Consider the following 16596-nt stretch of genomic DNA (forward strand, 5'->3'; position numbering starts at 1 on the left):
GACGTCAGGTCTGGCCGTTGCTAGATGAGGCCGATGGCCGGGTGGTAAACATTTGGCTCCGTGGATTTACGGGTCAAGAGCACGCAGGGGCCGACCTCGGGCGGGGTGGACCGTCCAACGTCGCTTCGGCCAAGTCGACGTATCCCACCAGCAACACCGCGAACTTTTTGGCTCAGCCGATCGCGATGCAATTGCCGCGTTCGATGCAACCGGCGATGGTGCCGCAACCATGTCGAATCGACGTCGCGCGCTAGGGCAAAGCATGACGAAATCTGGAGTAGCGGCGATTGCGTTCGCGTTCGCGAGCATCGCGCTGGCGGGAGCAGCGAAGGCGGCCGACCTGCCGGTGAAGGCACCGCCGGTTGTCGCCGCGCCGTCGTGGACCGGCGTCTATGCCGGCGTGTCGGTCGGCGCCCGCTGGGCGGACAATGATTGGCGGACCAGCGACATCTCCCCGAACTTCGGTGCCGGCGTGTTCGTGCCGACGGCCGGCACCGGCGGGGCGATGGACAGCGTCGCCGCCAGGATCGGCGGCTATCTCGGCGTCAACTGGCAGTTCGCTCCGTCATGGGTGGCTGGCGTCGAGGGCGACTTCGGCTGGGCCGACAACACCAAGCGGGCGAGTGCGCTGCCGGGCACGGCCGGGCTGTTCTTCGGCATCCCGCTGGTCGGCCTTCCGTCCGGCTCAGTGAAGGAAACATGGGACGGCAGCGTGCGCGCCCGTCTGGGTTATCTGATCGCGCCATCTACGCTGGTCTATGGCAGCGGCGGCGTGGCATGGCAGCGCCTCGAGCTGAACGCCAGTTGCACCATCGTTCCCGGCAACCCGTTCTGCTTCGGCAGTCCGCACGATGAGACCTACGCCTCGACCCGGGTCGGATGGACCGTCGGCGGCGGCATCGAGCACATGATCGGCGGCCGCTGGCTGGTGCGGGCCGACTACCGCTACGCCGATTTCGGCACCTGGACTCAGCCCTTCTTCGTCGCCGGCGGCGTCGGGGTCGGGTTCGACGACCGCTTCACCGCGCACGTGACGACGCGAACTCATACGGCGACGATCGGCCTCGCCTACAAGTTCTGAGGCGCGGCTGGTCCTGACGCGCACTGTCATGCGCTCGCCGATGAGAGTGAGCACCGTCAAACCATAGGGCCGGCGAGGCTTGGCTCCAAACTGCCCGGGCGCTACTTTGAGCGGCATGCCTGCTGCCAAACCTCAATGCTTTCCACGGCCGCCCGCCCCCGTGTCTGCTGATGAAATCATCTTCATCAAGGACACGATCAAGCGATTCTATGGCGACGACGCGATCGTGCGCAACTTCGGCCCAGACCCGGCTCGCCTACAGCTGCACGTCGAAACCAGCCGCGACATTGGAGCGGCGAGATATGACTGCCTCGGCGTCTTGATGACCCGAATCGACCGCGATCAGATCGCCCTTGAGGTGACGCGGCGGGGCACACGGATATACGGCCACGCGAAACTCGCCTACCGTCATGGCGTCGCACTTTGAAAATCGGCGCCTTGGGACGAACCGACGCGTGCGCGACGCGGCTACGCGCGCAGCCGAGGACGCATCGGCGCTCGGGTGTCACGAGGATTTTCTTAACCCCGGCCTGCCATGTTCGCCGCCAATCGCGCACGGTCCGCGGGGGACCGCTCGCGCGTAGGATGCGCCAGGCAGCCCGCCGTCTCGACCCGGCAGGTTTTTCCGCGAGAAAGGTCGCAAATGTCGCTCTCCTCAGCCAAGAACTACGCGCTGCGCGCCGAACGTTCGCAGGACCCCAAGGAGGCCGCCGACCTCCTGGCAAAGGCGATCCTGGAGCTGGCGGCCTCGATCGAGGCAACCGACGCCAAGGTGAAGAAGATCAACAAATCGGGCGGCTGATGGACTTGGCTCCAGGTCGGAACGCGTGGCGGCTTCTGCCTGCGGCGAGGCTTGCCCGCCTCGAAAGATGATCCGCTGACCCTGCGCGGATTGACCGCCGAAATCGCGGCATCACCGGCGAGCGACAGCAGGACGTATTGGCGACCGTCGGGGCCGACGGGCAAATCGCTTCCAGCAAAGCGCCTTTGAGAAGGCGAAACCGCACCGCGCCGGCCTGTCGATCACAGGCTCATCACCATGAAGCGGTGCGCGCCGAAAAACTCATTTCACGAAACACCTCAATCACATCATCCCTGTCCAGTCCTGCGCGCAAAAATATTCTGCTTTCGTTTTTCCGAATCAAGCATACCTTAACGCAGTCCCGTCTCGATTAAGAGGGGCGCTTCGCGGTCGTCACGAACGTTGAGGCGGGATGCGGTGGGCGTGTCGATGTCGCAGCGTGGTTATCCCGCGCGGACGAACGGCGGCGATGCGCACGGTCAAGTCGCGTGGTCCTGGCACCCCGATGCTGGTGTTACGCTTGCAGCGGCGCTCACGCGTCGCGCAGGCAACGGTGGCCAAAAAGCCCGGCGCACCGGGGAGAACGCGAAGCAGCCGTGAAAACCATCGCGCGGGGAATGCCGGGATGCCTCGGCTGAACCTGTGGTACCTGCCGCCTGCATTTTTTTCTGCAGGCGGGCCATGGGTGCGGCCAGCGCCCGGCATTCCCCGTGCCCTCTGCTTGGGGGGGCAGCAAGTCCAGCAGGACTCGGACGCATGAAGCGCGTCGCGAGATCGCCAACGCGTGCGATGCAGCACAACTACACCGAGACGAAATAACGCAGCGTATTGCATGATGGCTGCAACCGCCCTTCAATGTGTGCCGGCGCGTCGCCGCGCCCCGCCGCCTCGAAAACGGAGCCTCCTTGATGTCGATGCAAAGTGTGGCCACGCCATCGTTCCGCCTGACCTCGCCGCGGCGCAACTCACTGACCCATATCCCCGGCGACGAAGGCTGGCCGATCATCGGCAAGACATTCGAGACCCTCGCCGACCCCAAGGGTCACGTCGAGCGCAACGCCAGGAAGTATGGCCCCGTCTACCGCACCCACATGTTCGGCGAGGTCAACGTCGTGCTGCTCGGCCCCGAGGCCAACGAGCTGGTGCTGTTCGACCAGGCCAAGCTGTTCTCCTCGGCGCATGGCTGGGGCCACATCCTCAACCTGCTGTTTCCGCGCGGCCTGATGCTGCTCGATTTCGACGAGCACCGCATGCACCGCAAGGCGCTGTCCGTCGCCTTCAAGGCCGGGCCGATGAAGTCCTATCTCGCCGGCCTCGACCGCGGCATCGCCGCGCGCATCGCGCAGTGGAAAGCAAATCCGGGCGAGATGCTGTTCTATCCGGCGATCAAGCAGCTCACGCTCGACCTCGCCGCGACGTCCTTCCTCGGCACCGAGATCGGGCCGGAGGTCGACGCCATCAACCGCGCCTTCGTCGACATGGTCGCGGCCTCGGTGGCGCCGATCCGCAGGCCGCTGCCAGGCACGCAGATGGCGCGCGGGGTCAAGGGCCGGCAGCGCATCGTCGCCTATTTCTCCGAGCAGATCCCGTTGCGACGTGCGAAAGGCGATGGCGACGATCTGTTCTCGCATCTGTGCCGCGCCACCGATGACCACGGCGCGTTGCTGTCGACGCAGGACATCGTCGACCACATGAGCTTCCTGATGATGGCGGCGCACGACACGCTGACCTCGTCGCTGACCTCCTTCGTCGCCCAGCTCGCCGCGCATCCACAGTGGCAGCAGAAGCTGCGCGACGAGGTGACGAGCCTCGGCCTCGCCAAGGACGAACCGATGAACTCGGAGCATCTGGAGAAGATGAAGCTGACCGAGATGGCGTTCCAGGAGACCCTGCGGCTGATGCCGCCGGTGCCGTCGCTGCCGCGCCGGCCGATCCGGGATTTCACCTTCAAGGGCTACGCGATTCCCGCCGGCACCGGCGTCGGCATCAATCCGATGTACACCCATCACATGCCGGAGATCTGGCCCGAGCCGGAGCGGTTCAACCCGATGCGCTTCACCGACGAGGCCCAGCGCGGCCGCCACCGCTTCGCCTGGGTGCCGTTCGGCGGCGGCGCGCACATGTGCCTCGGCCTGCACTTCGCCTACATGCAGGTGAAGTGCTTCGCGCGGCACTTCCTCGCCAACCTTGAGGTCTCTTTCGCCCCCGGCTATCAGCCGAACTGGCAGGTCTGGCCGATCCCGAAACCGCGCGACGGGCTGAAGGTGATGCTGAAGGCGGTGTGACCCGCGCGCATTGATACAGCGAGGGCGCCAAGTATCTTGGTTTGTTGCGGACTCTTTCCCCCTCGTCTTCCTCCTCGTCATGGCCGGGCTTGACCCGGCCATCCATCCTGCTGCAACGCGCGGATGAGAGACGTGGATGTCCGGGCATGACGAAATGTATACTTCGCCGTCCCCTACTCCACCGCATCCCCCAGCAGCTTGCGCATCGCCTGATAGCCCTGCTGCTGCTGGCTCCAGTTGCGGCCGCCGGTGATGGCGCCGTCGATGACGAGATCATGGCCGTTGATGAAGCTCGATTCGTCGCTGGCGAGAAACACTGCAGCGTAGGCGATGTCGTCGGGCAGGCCGGCACGCGGAATCGGCTGCGCCGTGGCATAGGCGTTGCGGATCGTCTCCGGCGTCTTCTCGGCCGCCTCGGTCGACAGGCCCAGCGCCTTGCCGAAGATGCCGGTGGCGATCAGTCCGGGCGAGATCGAGTTGACGCGCACGCCGGACTCGCCGAGCTCCATCGCCACGCATTTCGTCAGATGGATCACCGCCGCCTTCGCCGTGCTGTAGACCACCGAGGTGGAGAAGCCGGCGAGCCGGCCGGCGATCGAGCCGTTGTTGATGATGCTGCCGGAGCCTTGCCGCTTCATGTGGGGCGCGGCGTATTTCATGCCGAGCATGACGCTGCGCACCAGCACCGCCATGGCCTGGTCGAACCGATCGGCGTCGAGGCCTTCGATGCCGCCGGTCTGCGCCGGACCGCCCGCATTGTTGAACACGCAATCGAGCCGGCCAAAGCGCTCGACCGCGCCATCGATCAATGCCCGCATCTGCCCGTCGACCGTGACGTCGGTCTGCCGGAACACGCAGCTCGCGCCGAGCCTGCTCGCCAGCGCCTCGCCCTCGGCGCTGCGCCGGCCCGCGACGACGACCTTCGCCCCCTCGGCTACGAAGATTTCCGCCGTGCGCAGGCCGATGCCGCTGGTCGCGCCCGTGATCACGGCGACCTTGCCCTCCAACCGTCCCATTCCCTGCTCCTTCCTTTGCTGCTGCGTGCTCGTTCTGGGCGGCGGAATAACAAGCGCCTGAGTTCCGCCGCGGAACCATCATCCTGCGCGCCAGGTTGCAACACACGCAAGACGGCCTCCATCAACCGGACAAATTACCGCCACGTCGGCCTTAATTTGGTTGCGCAGTTGAGGCTCATGGATGTCCATGACGCGACTCATCGACGACATCAAGCGGATCTGGCGCGGCGAGCAGCAGCCTTCCCTGACATGGAGCTGCATGTTTGCAGCGATGTGCCTGCTCGCAGCCACGGCGATCCGCTACGGCATGGCGCATCTGCGGCCCGACGTGTTCTTCACGCCCTACCTGCCGGCCGTCTTCTTCGCCACCGCGATGGGCGGATCGGGCGTCGGCCTGGCGACGGCGATCGCAGGCGCGGCGCTCGGCCTGACGCTCGATTTTGGCGGCGGTCCGGCCGATGGCGCCCGGCTCGCGCTGATGGCGATGTATATGGTCGTGGCGCTGCTGGTGATCTGGGGCGTCGATCACTACCGGCGCCTGGCCGCCAAGCAGCGCGAGATCGCCCGGCGGCTCACCCAGGAGGAGCAGTATCGCAAGCTCCTGGTCGACGAGCTGCACCACCGGCTCAAGAACAAGACCTCCACCATTCACGCCGTGCTGCATCAGGTGCTGTACGACCAGCCGCAGGTGTGGAGCCGCATCGACCAGCGCATCCGCGCGCTCGCGACCGCGGACGACCTGATCGCGCGCGCCGACGGACAGGGCTGCGACCTGAAGGATCTGCTGGTCTCGGAGCTCGGGCCATATGGCCATGTCCGCTTCGAGCTCCACGGCCCGCCGCTGTTCCTGCCTGCCAAGCTCGCCGTCAGCCTCGCTTTGATCTTTCACGAGCTTGCGACCAATGCCGGCAAGTACGGCGCCTTTGCCTCGCCGCGCGGCTTCCTTCAGGTGTCATGGACGATGCAGGAGGACCGCCTCCATCTGACCTGGGACGAGGCCGCGGGTCCGCCGATCGGTCCGATCGGCAAGCCCGGTTTCGGAAGCAAATTGCTGAAGTCCGTGCTGTCGTCGTTCGATGGCAGGACCGAGACCAGATTTCTCGAATCCGGCCTTCACTGCACCTTGCAGTGTCGCGTGCCACCAAGCTGAACCGGCTGCCGGACGGCCATTCCTGCCTACCACTTTCGCCGCATGCGCGCGGCCGCGTCGCTGCTCCGATTCAGGAACGGTTAATGACGCCGCGGCACAAAGCTCCGTCATTCCCGAGACTTGGCTCGCGCGTTCCGGGTTTCTACGTAGCGCTTAACTAAAATGAAGCGGGAACTTTGCACAATCGGCGCATGTACAGCAGCGACCGATTCAACTTTTCCCCCGGGCCGAACGAGGGGCTGGGCTCGACCGAGGCCGAGCTGCGCTTCCTGCGCAGCGTCCTCAGCCAGCTGCCGTCGGGCGTCACGGTCCAGGACGAGCACGGTCGCTTTCTGCTGGTCAACGATACGGCCGCCGTCCAGCTCGGCGCCGCCGCCAACAGCATCGACGGCCTCTCGGCGCCGCATCTCCATAACCGGCGCACGGCCTGCCGCGAGATCCTCGGCCGGGGTCGAACGGTGATCGGCGAGGAAAAAGTGGCAGGCGAGCGCGGCGCGCAGACCCTGCTGACCGCGCATCGGCCGGTTCGCATCGGCGACCAGGCCGTCCTCATCTCCAGCTCGGCCGATATCAGCGAGCAGAAGGAGTTCGAGGACCAGCTGTTTCGCGCCGCCTATTACGACGAGTTGACCGGCCTGCCGATGCGCCGCGTGGTCGAGCATCGCGCCGACCTGCTGGTCCGGCGCGGCCGCGTCGACGGACGCTTCGCACTCGCCTTTCTCGACCTCGACAATTTCAAGTACATCAACGACTATTACGGCCACGCCACCGGCGATGCGCTGCTGGTCGAGCTCGCCAAGCGCATCAGCCGCGACCTGCGCGAGTCGGACCTGCTGTCGCGCATCAGCGGCGACGAGTTCCTGCTGCTGCTGCATCCGATCGAGCGCGCCGAGGAGGTCGCCGAATTCCTGCACGCGATGCTGGAACGCCTGAACGCGCCCTTCTTCATCGACGGCGCCGAGGTGTTCGCCTCCGCGTCCGTCGGAGTCAGCCTGTTTCCCGAGCACGGCGCAAGCTACGACGTGCTGCGCCAGAACGCGGATCTGGCGATGTACCGCGTCAAGAACAGCGGCAAGGGCACGCTGGCCTTCTTCTCCAGCGCGATGGAGCACGAGGCGCTGGCGCGCATGAAGGTCGAGCAGTCGCTGCGGCTCGCGATCCTGGAGAAGCGCTTCTGCTGCGCGTTCCAGGCCAAGGTCGACATCCGCACCGAGGAGATCAAGGGCATCGAGGCGCTGGTGCGGCTGCGCGACAATGAAGGCGTGATCCAGGCACCCGGATCGTTCATCAACCTCGCGGTCGAGCTCGGTCTCATCGACGAGCTCGCCCATCTCGTGCTCGACGAGATCGTCAAGTCGATCGACCTGATCAACGACGCGTTTGGGCCGGAGGCGACGATCAGCATCAACGTCGCGGCCAAGCAGGCGTCGAACCCGGACTTCATGCAGCCCTTCGCGCGGGCGATCGAGGCGACGGGCTTCCCCAAGCGGTTCATGATCGAGGTCACCGAGGACGCGTTCGTGACCCGCAGCCATTTCCAGGACGAGATCGTGCCGCTGCTGCGCGGGATCGGCGTCGGCATCTCGATCGATGATTTCGGCATCGGCTATTCGTCGCTGTCGGCACTCGCCGACATCACGGCGGACGAGATCAAGATCGACCGCTCCTTCATCACCGACATTCATAAGCGACCGCGCAGCCAGGGCATCCTGCGTGCTATCGAATCCCTGAGCGAGGCGCTGGGCATGACGGTGATCGCGGAGGGCATCGAGTCGTTCGAGGAGCTCGCCTATCTGCAGGCCGCGACCAAGATCCGCTATGCGCAGGGCTACTACTTCTCGCGTCCGATCTTCCTGGAGGAGCTGAAGCCGGCGGCCCCGCTTGCAAGCGAAGCGCGCATCAGTCTCGCCAGTCGCCCTGTGCAGGAAAATCGCCAGGTCTATGCGCGCAGCAGCCGCTATCGGCGCTGAGCTTTTGGAGGACGACACCCTTCGACCCAAGGTATGAGCCGTCACGGGCTGCCGCCGAAAGCGCCTTGACCCAGGCCGAGCCTGCACACTATCAGTTGCAGGCAACAGCCGCCAGTAGCTGGGAGGAAGGCTCGTGAAGACGTCACATATTCTCAAAGGTATTGTTTCATCATTGACCGCCGCCCTGCTGGCGACCGCCGCCCAGGCCGATGATCTGAAAATCGCTCTCATCTACGGCAAGACCGGCCCGCTCGAGGCCTATGCCAAGCAGACCGAAGCCGGTCTCCGCCTCGGCTTCGAATATGCCACCAAGGGCACCAACATGATCGACGGTCGCAAGATCGTCATCATCACCAAGGACGACCAGGGCAAGCCCGACCTGTCGAAGGCCGCGCTCTCCGAAGCCTATCAGGACGATGGCGCCGACATCGCGATCGGCACGACCTCCTCGGCCGCAGCGCTGGCCGATCTGCCGGTCGCCGAGGAGAACAAGAAGATCCTCATCGTCGAGCCGGCGGTCGCCGACCAGATCACGGGCGAGAAGTGGAACCGCTACATCTTCCGCACCGGCCGCAACTCCTCACAGGACGCGATCTCCAACGCGGTCGCGATCGGCAAGCCCGGCGTCACGGTCGCCACCCTTGCGCAGGACTATGCCTTCGGCCGCGACGGCGTCGCTGCCTTCAAGGAGGCGCTGGCCAAGACCGGCGCGACGCTGGGCGCCGAGGAATATGTGCCGACCAGCACCACCGACTTCACCGCCGTCGGCCAGCGCCTGTTCGACGCGCTGAAGGACAAGCCCGGCAAGAAGATCATCTGGGTGATCTGGGCCGGCGCCGGCGATCCACTGACGAAGCTGCAGGACATGGATCCGAAGCGCTACGGCATAGAGCTGTCGACCGGCGGCAACATCCTGCCGGCGCTTGCCGCCTACAAGCGTCTGCCCGGCATGGAAGGCGCCACCTACTACTATTATGACATTCCCAAGAACCCGGTGAACGACTGGCTGGTGGCCGAGCACCAGAAGCGCTTCAACGCGCCGCCGGACTTCTTCACCGCCGGCGGCTTCTCGGCCGCGATGGCCGTCGTCACCGCCGTAACCAAGGCCAAGTCGACCGACACCGAGAAGCTGATCGCGGCGATGGAGGGCATGGAGTTCGACACGCCGAAGGGCAAGATGATCTTCCGGAAAGAGGATCACCAGGCGCTGCAAAGCATGTATCACTTCCGCGTCAAGGTCGATCCGAACCTTGCCTGGGCCGTCAACGAGCCGGTGCGCGAGATCAAGATCGACGAGATGGCGGTGCCGATCCGCAACAAGCGGTGAGATAATGGATCGCGTGCCCGGCCCTCGCGCCGGGCACATTCTTACTGGCAGTGACAAGCTGGCGACATGGCCCTTACCCTCGAAACCCGCGACCTCACCATCCGTTTCGGCGGTCATGTCGCGGTCAACAGCGTCAGTTGCAGCTTCAGGCCCGGTGAGCTGACCGCCATCGTCGGCCCCAACGGCGCCGGCAAGACCACCTATTTCAATCTGATCTCCGGCCAGCTGACGGCCTCCTCGGGCTCCATCCTGTTCGACGGCCGCGACATCACCGGTCTCTCGGCGCCGCTGCGCACCCGCGCCGGCTTGGGACGCGCGTTCCAGCTCACCAACCTGTTTCCCAATCTCAGCGTCGAGGAGAACGTGCGGCTCGCTGTGCAGGCGCAGAGCGGCGTGCACTATGACCTGCTCCGCCCCTGGATGGCGCGGCGCGACCTGATTGCGCGCGCGGACGCGATCCTCGACCAGGTCGCGCTTGGCGGCCGCCGCAGCGTCACCGCGACGACGCTGTCGCATGGCGACCAGCGCAAGCTCGAAGTCGCGCTGATGATGGCGCTGGAGCCGAAGGTCTTCATGTTCGACGAGCCCACCGCCGGCATGAGCATCGACGAGGTGCCGGTCGTGCTCGACCTCATCGGCAGGCTCAAGCAGGACACGAGCAAGATCATCCTGCTGGTCGAGCACAAGATGGACGTCGTGCGCTCGCTCGCCGACCGCATCATCGTGCTGCACAACGGACAGCTGGTCGCCGACGGTCCGCCCGCGGAGGTCATCGCCTCGCCAATCGTGCAGGAAGCCTACCTTGGCGTGGCGCCGCGGAGTGCGGCATGAGCACGCTACTGAAGCTTGCGGGCGTCGAGACCTATATCGGACGCTATCACATCCTGCAGCGCGTCGACTTCGAGGTGCCCGAGGGCCAGACCACGATGCTGCTCGGCCGCAACGGCGCCGGCAAGACCACGACCTTGCGCACCATCATGGGCCTCTGGCAGGCCAGGAACGGCACCATCTCACTCGCCGGCGAGCCGATCGAGAGGCTGGCAACGCCCGACATCGCGCAGCGCGGCGTCGGCTACGTGCCCGAGAGCATGGCCGTGTTCTCCGACCTCACGGTGAAGGAGAACCTGATCCTGGCGGCGCGCAACGGCCCGCTCGACGATGCCCAGCTCGCCTGGATCTTCGGCTTCTTTCCCGCCTTGAAGAAGTTCTGGCTGTCGCGCGCCGGCAGCCTGTCCGGCGGCCAGAAGCAGATGCTGTCGATCGCCCGCGCCATCGTCGAGCCGCGCAAGCTGCTCCTCATCGACGAGCCCACCAAGGGCCTGGCGCCGGCGATCGTGGTGTCGCTGATCGAATGCCTCAAGGAGATCAAGCGCCGTGGCGCAACCATTCTCCTCGTTGAACAGAATTTCCACGCCGCGCGCGAGCTCGGCGACCAGGTGCTTGTGATGGACAATGGCACCATCGTCCATCGCGGCGAGATGGCCGCGCTCGCGGCCGACGTGCCGTTGCAGGAGCGCCTGCTCGGCCTCAGCCTGGAGGCGCATCAATGAGCGAGATCGCTGCGACCGAGGCACTGCCGAAACCGAAGCGCGACATCGCGCCGCTGCTGCTGCCGGTCGTGCTGGCGCTCCTGATGATCCCGCTGGTCGGGTCAGCGAGCTCCTGGGTGACCCTGACGGTCGCGAGCCTCGCGATGGGCATGATGATCTTCATCATGGCCTCGGGCCTGACGCTCGTCTTCGGCCTGATGGACGTGCTCAATTTCGGCCACGGTGCCTTCATCGCCGTCGGCGCCTACGTTGCGACGCTGGTGCTGCTGCCACTGGCGGGCTGGGCCCAGTCCGACTCGCTGCTGACCAACCTTGCCGTCCTCGTTCCGGCGGCGCTGCTGTCGATGGGCGTGACCGGCGCACTCGGCCTCGTGGTCGAGCGCGTGCTGGTGCTGCCGGTCTACGGCCAGCACCTCAAGCAGATCCTGATGACCACCGGCGGACTCATCGTCGCCGAGCAGACGCTGTATGCGCTGTTCGGTCCGCAGATCATTCCCATGCCGCTGCCCGCGGCGTTGCGCGGGTCTTTCATCATCGGCGACGTCGCGATCTCGAAATACCGGCTGCTGGCCATGCTCGTCGGCTTCGCGATCTTCGTCGCCATCGAGCTGGTGCTGAACCGGACCAAGATCGGCCTGTTAATCCGCGCCGGTGTCGAAAACCGCGAGATGGTCGAGGCGCTCGGCTATCGCATCCGCCGGCTGTTCCTCGGCGTGTTCATGACCGGCTCGGCGCTGGCCGGCCTCGGCGGCGTGATGTGGGGGCTGTATCGCGAGCAGGTGCATGCCTCGATCGGCGACGAGCTCACCGTGCTGGTGTTCATCGTCGTGATCATCGGCGGGCTCGGCTCGATCACCGGCTGCTTCATCGGCGCGGTCCTGGTTGCGATGGTCGCCAACTATGGCGGCTTCCTGGTGCCCAAGCTCGCCCTCGTCTCCAACATCCTGCTGATGGTCGCCGTGCTGATGTGGCGGCCGCGCGGTCTCTATGCGGTGACCAGCCGATGATGATCCTGTCCGGCGATCCGCCCCGCAGCCGCGCGCTGTCCATCCTGCTCACCGTCATCATCCTGGCGCTGCTGGCGACGCCCTTCATCTTCCCCGGCGCCAAGGCGCTCAACGTCGCCGCCAAGATCTGCATCTTTGCCGCGCTGGTCGCCTCCTACGATCTGCTGCTCGGCTATACCGGCTCGGTGTCGTTCGCGCATACGATGTTCTACGGCATTGGCTCCTACGCGGTCGCGATCGCGCTCTATGGCCTCGGTCCCAACTGGTCATCGGTGGCAATTGCCGCCGCCGCCGGGTTGCCGCTCGCGCTGCTGCTGGCGCTCGCGATCGGCCTGTTCTCGCTGCGGGTCGAGGCGATCTTCTTTGCCATGATCACGCTCGCGGTCGCCTCGGCCTTCCTGGTGCTGGCATCGCAATTGTCGTGGCTGACGGGCGGCGAGGACGGCCGCAGCTTCCAGCTGCCCGAGCTGTTGCGCCCGGGCACGGTGTTCATCGGCAAGGACTGGTTCGGCTTCCCGATCAACGGTCGCATCCTGACCTATTACCTGGTGCTGTCGGCCTGCGCGCTGATGATCCTGGCCCTGCTGCGCGTCGTCAACTCGCCGTTCGGCCGCGTGCTGCAGGCGATCCGCGAGAACCGCTTCCGCGCCGAGGCGCTCGGCTATCGCACGGTCTTTCATCTCACCTATGCCAACTGCATCGCAGCCATGATCGCGGCCTGCGCGGGGATGCTGAACGCACTCTGGCTGCGCTATGCCGGCCCCGACACGTCGCTCAGCTTCTCGATCATGCTCGACATCCTGCTGATGGTCGTGATCGGCGGCATGGGCACGATCTACGGCGCCATCATTGGGGCTGCCATCTTCATCCTGGCGCAGAATTATCTGCAGGCCCTGATGGGGATCGTTTCGACCGCGGCGGCGGACGCCGGACTGCCGCTGCTGCCCGGCCTGCTGCACCCCGACCGCTGGCTGCTGTGGCTCGGCCTCCTGTTCATCGCCAGCGTCTATTTCTTTCCGACCGGCGTCGTCGGCCGCCTTCGCAACAAGCCGGGCGCGGCGCGCTGAGCTGCAAGTACCCCCGAAATTCTGCGCGGCGGCGCCGGAGCAGCCTCGGCCGCACGGTATCCACATGCGGAAATTATCGTTTGCCGCGAAGTTTCGACGCGCGCTTAAGCGACGGCTAACCGCATTTCCTAACCGGACCGGCACCAGTGCCTTGTTATCAAGCGAGCTTGCAACAAGTCATTTCCTCCCGGGTCGATCAAGGCATGCAAGGCGCAGCAGACACGTCAGGGACCGGCGGTAGCGAGCCGGAATGGATTGGCACGTCCCTCTGGCGCGGTCCGGTGCCATGGCTGATCGCGTGCGGAGCGCTTCTGATCGCAGCCATCGTCATCGGGACGATCGTCATGGCCAGCGGTTTTCGGGCGCGTGCGATCGCCAACAACGAGCGCGAACTCGAAAACACCGTACTGCTGTTGAGCCGGCATTTCGCGCAGCAATTCGAAGACGCCGAGACCGCGGTTTCGCATGCGATCCGCCGCATGCAGCTCGAGTCGATCGGTTCGCCGGAGGCGTTCCGGTCCGAGATGGCAAGACCCGAGATCAGCGAGATGCTGCGCTCTCAGGTCAGCGGCCTGTCCTATATGGGAGACCTCACGATCGTCGACGTCGACGGCAATTTCGTGAACTGGTCGTCCAGCGACCCACTGCCGCCCATCAACGTCGCGGACCGCTCCTACTTCAAGGACCTGCAATCGGCATCGCGGCCGGACAGCTTCGTGATCCTGCCGGTCATGAGCCGCGTCACCGGCGGCTGGGCGACCATCGTCGCGCATCGCCTGAACGGCGCCAACGGGGAATTCCTCGGCTTGCTGACCCGCCGCGTGGATCCGCACACCTACGAGACGTTCCTGGAATCGATGGCTCTCGGGAAGGGCTCGTCGATCATGCTGGTCCATTCCGACGGCGCCGTGCTGGCGCGCTACCCGCACGCCGAATCCCTGATGGGCGCCAGGATAGGGAACGACGAGTTGCTGAAGGGGGGCGCCGAGAGTGGCCTGCGCACGACCCTGCTCACGAGCTCCGTCGACAACCTGGAGAAGATCGCGTCGGCTTCCAGGATCGGGCGCTTTCCGCTCGTCATCTCGGCCAATAGGCCGGTCGACGATGCGCTCGCGGACTGGCGATCGCAGATGGTGCTGATCGTGGGTGCGGCGGTGCTTGCGATCGCCGTCATCGCCGTGACGTTCACCCTGATGATCCGGCAGATCGTGCGACAGGGGCGTGCGGCAACGCGTCAACTGGAGACCGAGAAGCAAAGGGTCGAGACTGCGCTGGACAACATGACGCAGGGGCTGATCTCGTTCGACGCGAACGCATGCGTCGTGATGTTCAATCAGCGCTTCATCGACCTGCTCGGCCTGTCCACGGACGTGATCAGGCCCGGCGCCCACCTCAGCGAGGTCATCGCGCACTGCAAGGCGCGCGGATCCTTCAACGGCGACGTGACCGACTTCTGCGCCGACATCATCGACAGAGCCGCGGCAGGCGGCACGTCGCAGATGATCGCGGAGGGCGGAGCCGGCCGCTTCTTCAACATCATCGACAAGCCGCTGGCCTCGGGCGGATGGGTCACGACGATCGAGGACATCAGCGAGCATCGCAGGCTCGAGCAGGAGCGCGACCGCAACTACGCATTCCTGCGCGAGATCATCGACCACATCCCGTCGCACATCATGGTCAAGGACGTCCGCGACCGGCGCTATGTACTGGTCAACCAGTCGACCGAGCAGCGCTTCGGCGTGCCGCGCGAGGACATCGTCGGCAAGACGGCGTTCGACCTGCTGCCGCGACCGGTCGCGGAAAAGGTGACCGCGGACGACGACCGGGCTCTGGAGCAGTCGGACGGGCTGTTTCTCGCCGAACATCCCTGGCAGAGTCCGGGGCTGGGATTGCGTTACATCACGTCACGGCGCATCGCCATCGCGGATGATGCGCAGCGGCCGCGCTATCTGATCAACGTGATCGAGGACACCACGGAGCGGCGGCTGGCCGACGAGAAGATCGCCCATCTCGCGCATTTCGACGCGTTGACCGAGCTGCCGAACCGCGTGCTGTTCCAGGAGCGCATCGACGAGGAGCTGGAACGCGCGCGCCACGGCACCTTCTTCGCGCTGCTCTATATCGATGTCGACGAGTTCAAGGGCATCAACGATTCGCTCGGCCATCATGTCGGCGACGAGCTGTTGAAGACGATCGCGCGGCGCATCGAGAGCTGTCTCGCGCCGGAGGATATGGTGGCCCGGCTCGGCGGCGACGAATTCGCGGTGCTGCTGACCACCGTTGCGGACCGGGACGAGGTCATCGTGGCCGTGAAGGAGATCCTCGACGCGATCCGCAAGCCCTATAAATGCCTGGGCCACCAATTGTCGACCGATGCCAGCATCGGCATCGCGCTGGCGCCCCATGACGGCGTCGAGCGCGACCAGCTGACCAAGAATGCCGACCTCGCAATGTATGCCGCCAAGGCCGGCGGCCGCCGCACTTTCCGTTTCTTCGAGCCCGCGATGGATGAAACCGCGCGCGCGCGGCTGCAGTTGCAGCAGGACCTGCGCCGGGCGATCACCGAAGGCCAGTTCGAGCTGCATTACCAGCCGCTGCTCGGCTTCAGCGAGAACGTCATGACCGGCTGCGAGGCGCTGTTGCGCTGGCGTCATCCGGAGCGAGGGATGGTGCCGCCGCTCGACTTCATTCCGCTCGCCGAGGACACCGGGCTCATCAACGAGATCGGCGACTGGGTGTTGCGCACCGCCTGCGCCGAGGCCGCGCATTGGCCCGCCGGCATCCGCATCGCCGTGAACGTCTCGCCGGTGCAGCTCAAATCGCCGACCCTGGCGCTGCGGATCGCAGGCGCGCTGTCGACGGCCGGCCTTGCGCCCGAACGGCTCGAGGTCGAGATCACCGAGGCGGTGCTGATCAGCGACGACGACGTCGCGCTCGGCATCCTGCACCAGTTGCACGACATGGGCGTGCGTATCGCACTCGACGATTTCGGCACCGGCTATTCGTCGCTGAGTTATCTGAAGCGGTTTCCGTTCGACAAGATCAAGATCGACCGCTGCTTCGTCAGCGACATCGGCGCCGGCAGCTCGTCGGCGATCGTCCAGGCGGTGGTGAGCATCGCCACCGCCAGCAACATGACGACCACGGCCGAGGGCGTCGAGACCGGGGCGCAGCAGACGGCGCTGCGCCAGCTCGGCTGCACGGAGATGCAGGGCTACCTGTTCAGCGCCCCCAAGCCGGCGGCCGAGCTGCGCAAGCTGTTCAGTCCGGAAGCGGCGGCAGGGAGCTTGCATGCCGCCGGCTGAGCCCGCTTTGCGGCGCCGTCAACGCCTGGCCGCCCC

Annotated in this window: 13 protein-coding genes; 12 read left to right on the forward strand and 1 reads right to left on the reverse strand. The window is 65.6% G+C overall.

What is annotated here, in order from left to right; translation table 11 throughout:
- The first annotated feature begins 262 nt into the window (after window positions 1-262).
- The 4 genes from ACQR03_RS13060 to ACQR03_RS13075 all read left to right on the forward strand — a co-directional run bounded on the left by ACQR03_RS13060 (window position 263) and on the right by ACQR03_RS13075 (window position 4168).
- Window positions 263-1081 carry an outer membrane protein gene (locus tag ACQR03_RS13060; RefSeq protein ID WP_315751886.1) on the forward strand — a complete coding sequence of 273 codons (819 nt, stop codon included), beginning with the start codon at window positions 263-265 and terminating at the stop codon, window positions 1079-1081.
- A 115-nt stretch (window positions 1082-1196) separates the two neighbouring features.
- Window positions 1197-1508 (forward strand): hypothetical protein, encoded by a 312-nt coding sequence (locus ACQR03_RS13065; protein ID WP_315715122.1) that lies wholly within the window; start codon window positions 1197-1199, stop codon window positions 1506-1508.
- A gap of 216 nt (window positions 1509-1724) precedes the next feature.
- Window positions 1725-1883, forward strand: coding sequence for a hypothetical protein (locus ACQR03_RS13070; RefSeq protein WP_213737209.1), 159 nt, complete (start codon window positions 1725-1727; stop codon window positions 1881-1883).
- Between the two features lie 908 nt (window positions 1884-2791).
- Window positions 2792-4168: a cytochrome P450 gene (locus tag ACQR03_RS13075; RefSeq protein WP_315751885.1), complete on the forward strand. Its 1377-nt coding sequence runs from the start codon at window positions 2792-2794 to the stop codon at window positions 4166-4168.
- 173 nt (window positions 4169-4341) lie between these two features.
- Here ACQR03_RS13075 and ACQR03_RS13080 read toward each other — a convergent pair whose 3' ends face one another.
- Entirely contained in the window at window positions 4342-5184 is an 843-nt protein-coding gene (locus ACQR03_RS13080) for an SDR family NAD(P)-dependent oxidoreductase (RefSeq protein WP_315715120.1), read from the reverse strand.
- A gap of 181 nt (window positions 5185-5365) precedes the next feature.
- Here ACQR03_RS13080 and ACQR03_RS13085 point away from each other — a divergent pair, with 181 nt between their 5' ends.
- The 8 genes from ACQR03_RS13085 (at window position 5366) to ACQR03_RS13120 (ending at window position 16560) form a co-directional block, all read left to right on the forward strand.
- Window positions 5366-6334: a sensor histidine kinase gene (locus tag ACQR03_RS13085; RefSeq protein ID WP_315715119.1), complete on the forward strand. Its 969-nt coding sequence runs from the start codon at window positions 5366-5368 to the stop codon at window positions 6332-6334.
- A gap of 191 nt (window positions 6335-6525) precedes the next feature.
- Window positions 6526-8304, forward strand: coding sequence for a putative bifunctional diguanylate cyclase/phosphodiesterase (locus ACQR03_RS13090; protein ID WP_315751884.1), 1779 nt, complete (start codon window positions 6526-6528; stop codon window positions 8302-8304).
- A gap of 133 nt (window positions 8305-8437) precedes the next feature.
- Window positions 8438-9631 carry a substrate-binding domain-containing protein gene (locus ACQR03_RS13095; RefSeq protein WP_315715117.1) on the forward strand — a complete coding sequence of 398 codons (1194 nt, stop codon included), beginning with the start codon at window positions 8438-8440 and terminating at the stop codon, window positions 9629-9631.
- A gap of 66 nt (window positions 9632-9697) precedes the next feature.
- A complete protein-coding gene (locus ACQR03_RS13100) occupies window positions 9698-10462 on the forward strand; it encodes an ABC transporter ATP-binding protein (RefSeq protein ID WP_315751883.1) in 765 nt (254 codons plus the stop codon).
- Window positions 10459-11181: an ABC transporter ATP-binding protein gene (locus ACQR03_RS13105; protein ID WP_315715115.1), complete on the forward strand. Its 723-nt coding sequence runs from the start codon at window positions 10459-10461 to the stop codon at window positions 11179-11181. Before ACQR03_RS13100 ends, ACQR03_RS13105 begins: the two co-directional genes overlap by 4 nt.
- Complete coding sequence (locus ACQR03_RS13110) at window positions 11178-12188, forward strand: branched-chain amino acid ABC transporter permease (protein ID WP_315715114.1); 1011 nt, start codon at window positions 11178-11180, stop codon at window positions 12186-12188. The genes ACQR03_RS13105 and ACQR03_RS13110 overlap by 4 nt, the downstream gene beginning before the upstream one ends.
- Complete coding sequence (locus tag ACQR03_RS13115; protein WP_434841457.1) at window positions 12185-13255, forward strand: branched-chain amino acid ABC transporter permease; 1071 nt, start codon at window positions 12185-12187, stop codon at window positions 13253-13255. Before ACQR03_RS13110 ends, ACQR03_RS13115 begins: the two co-directional genes overlap by 4 nt.
- Window positions 13256-13458: 203 nt before the next feature.
- Window positions 13459-16560 carry a bifunctional diguanylate cyclase/phosphodiesterase gene (locus ACQR03_RS13120; protein WP_434841458.1) on the forward strand — a complete coding sequence of 1034 codons (3102 nt, stop codon included), beginning with the start codon at window positions 13459-13461 and terminating at the stop codon, window positions 16558-16560.
- Window positions 16561-16596 lie beyond the last annotated feature (36 nt).

Origin of the sequence: Bradyrhizobium sp. HKCCYLS3070 (assembly GCF_051167575.1) — a bacterium.
Taxonomy (GTDB): domain Bacteria; phylum Pseudomonadota; class Alphaproteobacteria; order Rhizobiales; family Xanthobacteraceae; genus Bradyrhizobium.

What these genes read in the sequence shown, in the direction of transcription:
- ACQR03_RS13060 (WP_315751886.1), top strand. Translation starts at nt 263, where the DNA reads ATGACGAAATCTGGAGTAGCGGCGATTGCGTTCGCGTTCGCGAGCATC.
- ACQR03_RS13080 (WP_315715120.1), bottom strand. Translation starts at nt 5,184, where the DNA reads ATGGGACGGTTGGAGGGCAAGGTCGCCGTGATCACGGGCGCGACCAGC.
- ACQR03_RS13085 (WP_315715119.1), top strand. Translation starts at nt 5,366, where the DNA reads ATGTCCATGACGCGACTCATCGACGACATCAAGCGGATCTGGCGCGGC.
- ACQR03_RS13075 (WP_315751885.1), top strand. Translation starts at nt 2,792, where the DNA reads ATGTCGATGCAAAGTGTGGCCACGCCATCGTTCCGCCTGACCTCGCCG.
- ACQR03_RS13115 (WP_434841457.1), top strand. Translation starts at nt 12,185, where the DNA reads ATGATGATCCTGTCCGGCGATCCGCCCCGCAGCCGCGCGCTGTCCATC.
- ACQR03_RS13100 (WP_315751883.1), top strand. Translation starts at nt 9,698, where the DNA reads ATGGCCCTTACCCTCGAAACCCGCGACCTCACCATCCGTTTCGGCGGT.
- ACQR03_RS13110 (WP_315715114.1), top strand. Translation starts at nt 11,178, where the DNA reads ATGAGCGAGATCGCTGCGACCGAGGCACTGCCGAAACCGAAGCGCGAC.
- ACQR03_RS13120 (WP_434841458.1), top strand. Translation starts at nt 13,459, where the DNA reads ATGCAAGGCGCAGCAGACACGTCAGGGACCGGCGGTAGCGAGCCGGAA.
- ACQR03_RS13070 (WP_213737209.1), top strand. Translation starts at nt 1,725, where the DNA reads ATGTCGCTCTCCTCAGCCAAGAACTACGCGCTGCGCGCCGAACGTTCG.
- ACQR03_RS13090 (WP_315751884.1), top strand. Translation starts at nt 6,526, where the DNA reads ATGTACAGCAGCGACCGATTCAACTTTTCCCCCGGGCCGAACGAGGGG.
- ACQR03_RS13065 (WP_315715122.1), top strand. Translation starts at nt 1,197, where the DNA reads ATGCCTGCTGCCAAACCTCAATGCTTTCCACGGCCGCCCGCCCCCGTG.
- ACQR03_RS13105 (WP_315715115.1), top strand. Translation starts at nt 10,459, where the DNA reads ATGAGCACGCTACTGAAGCTTGCGGGCGTCGAGACCTATATCGGACGC.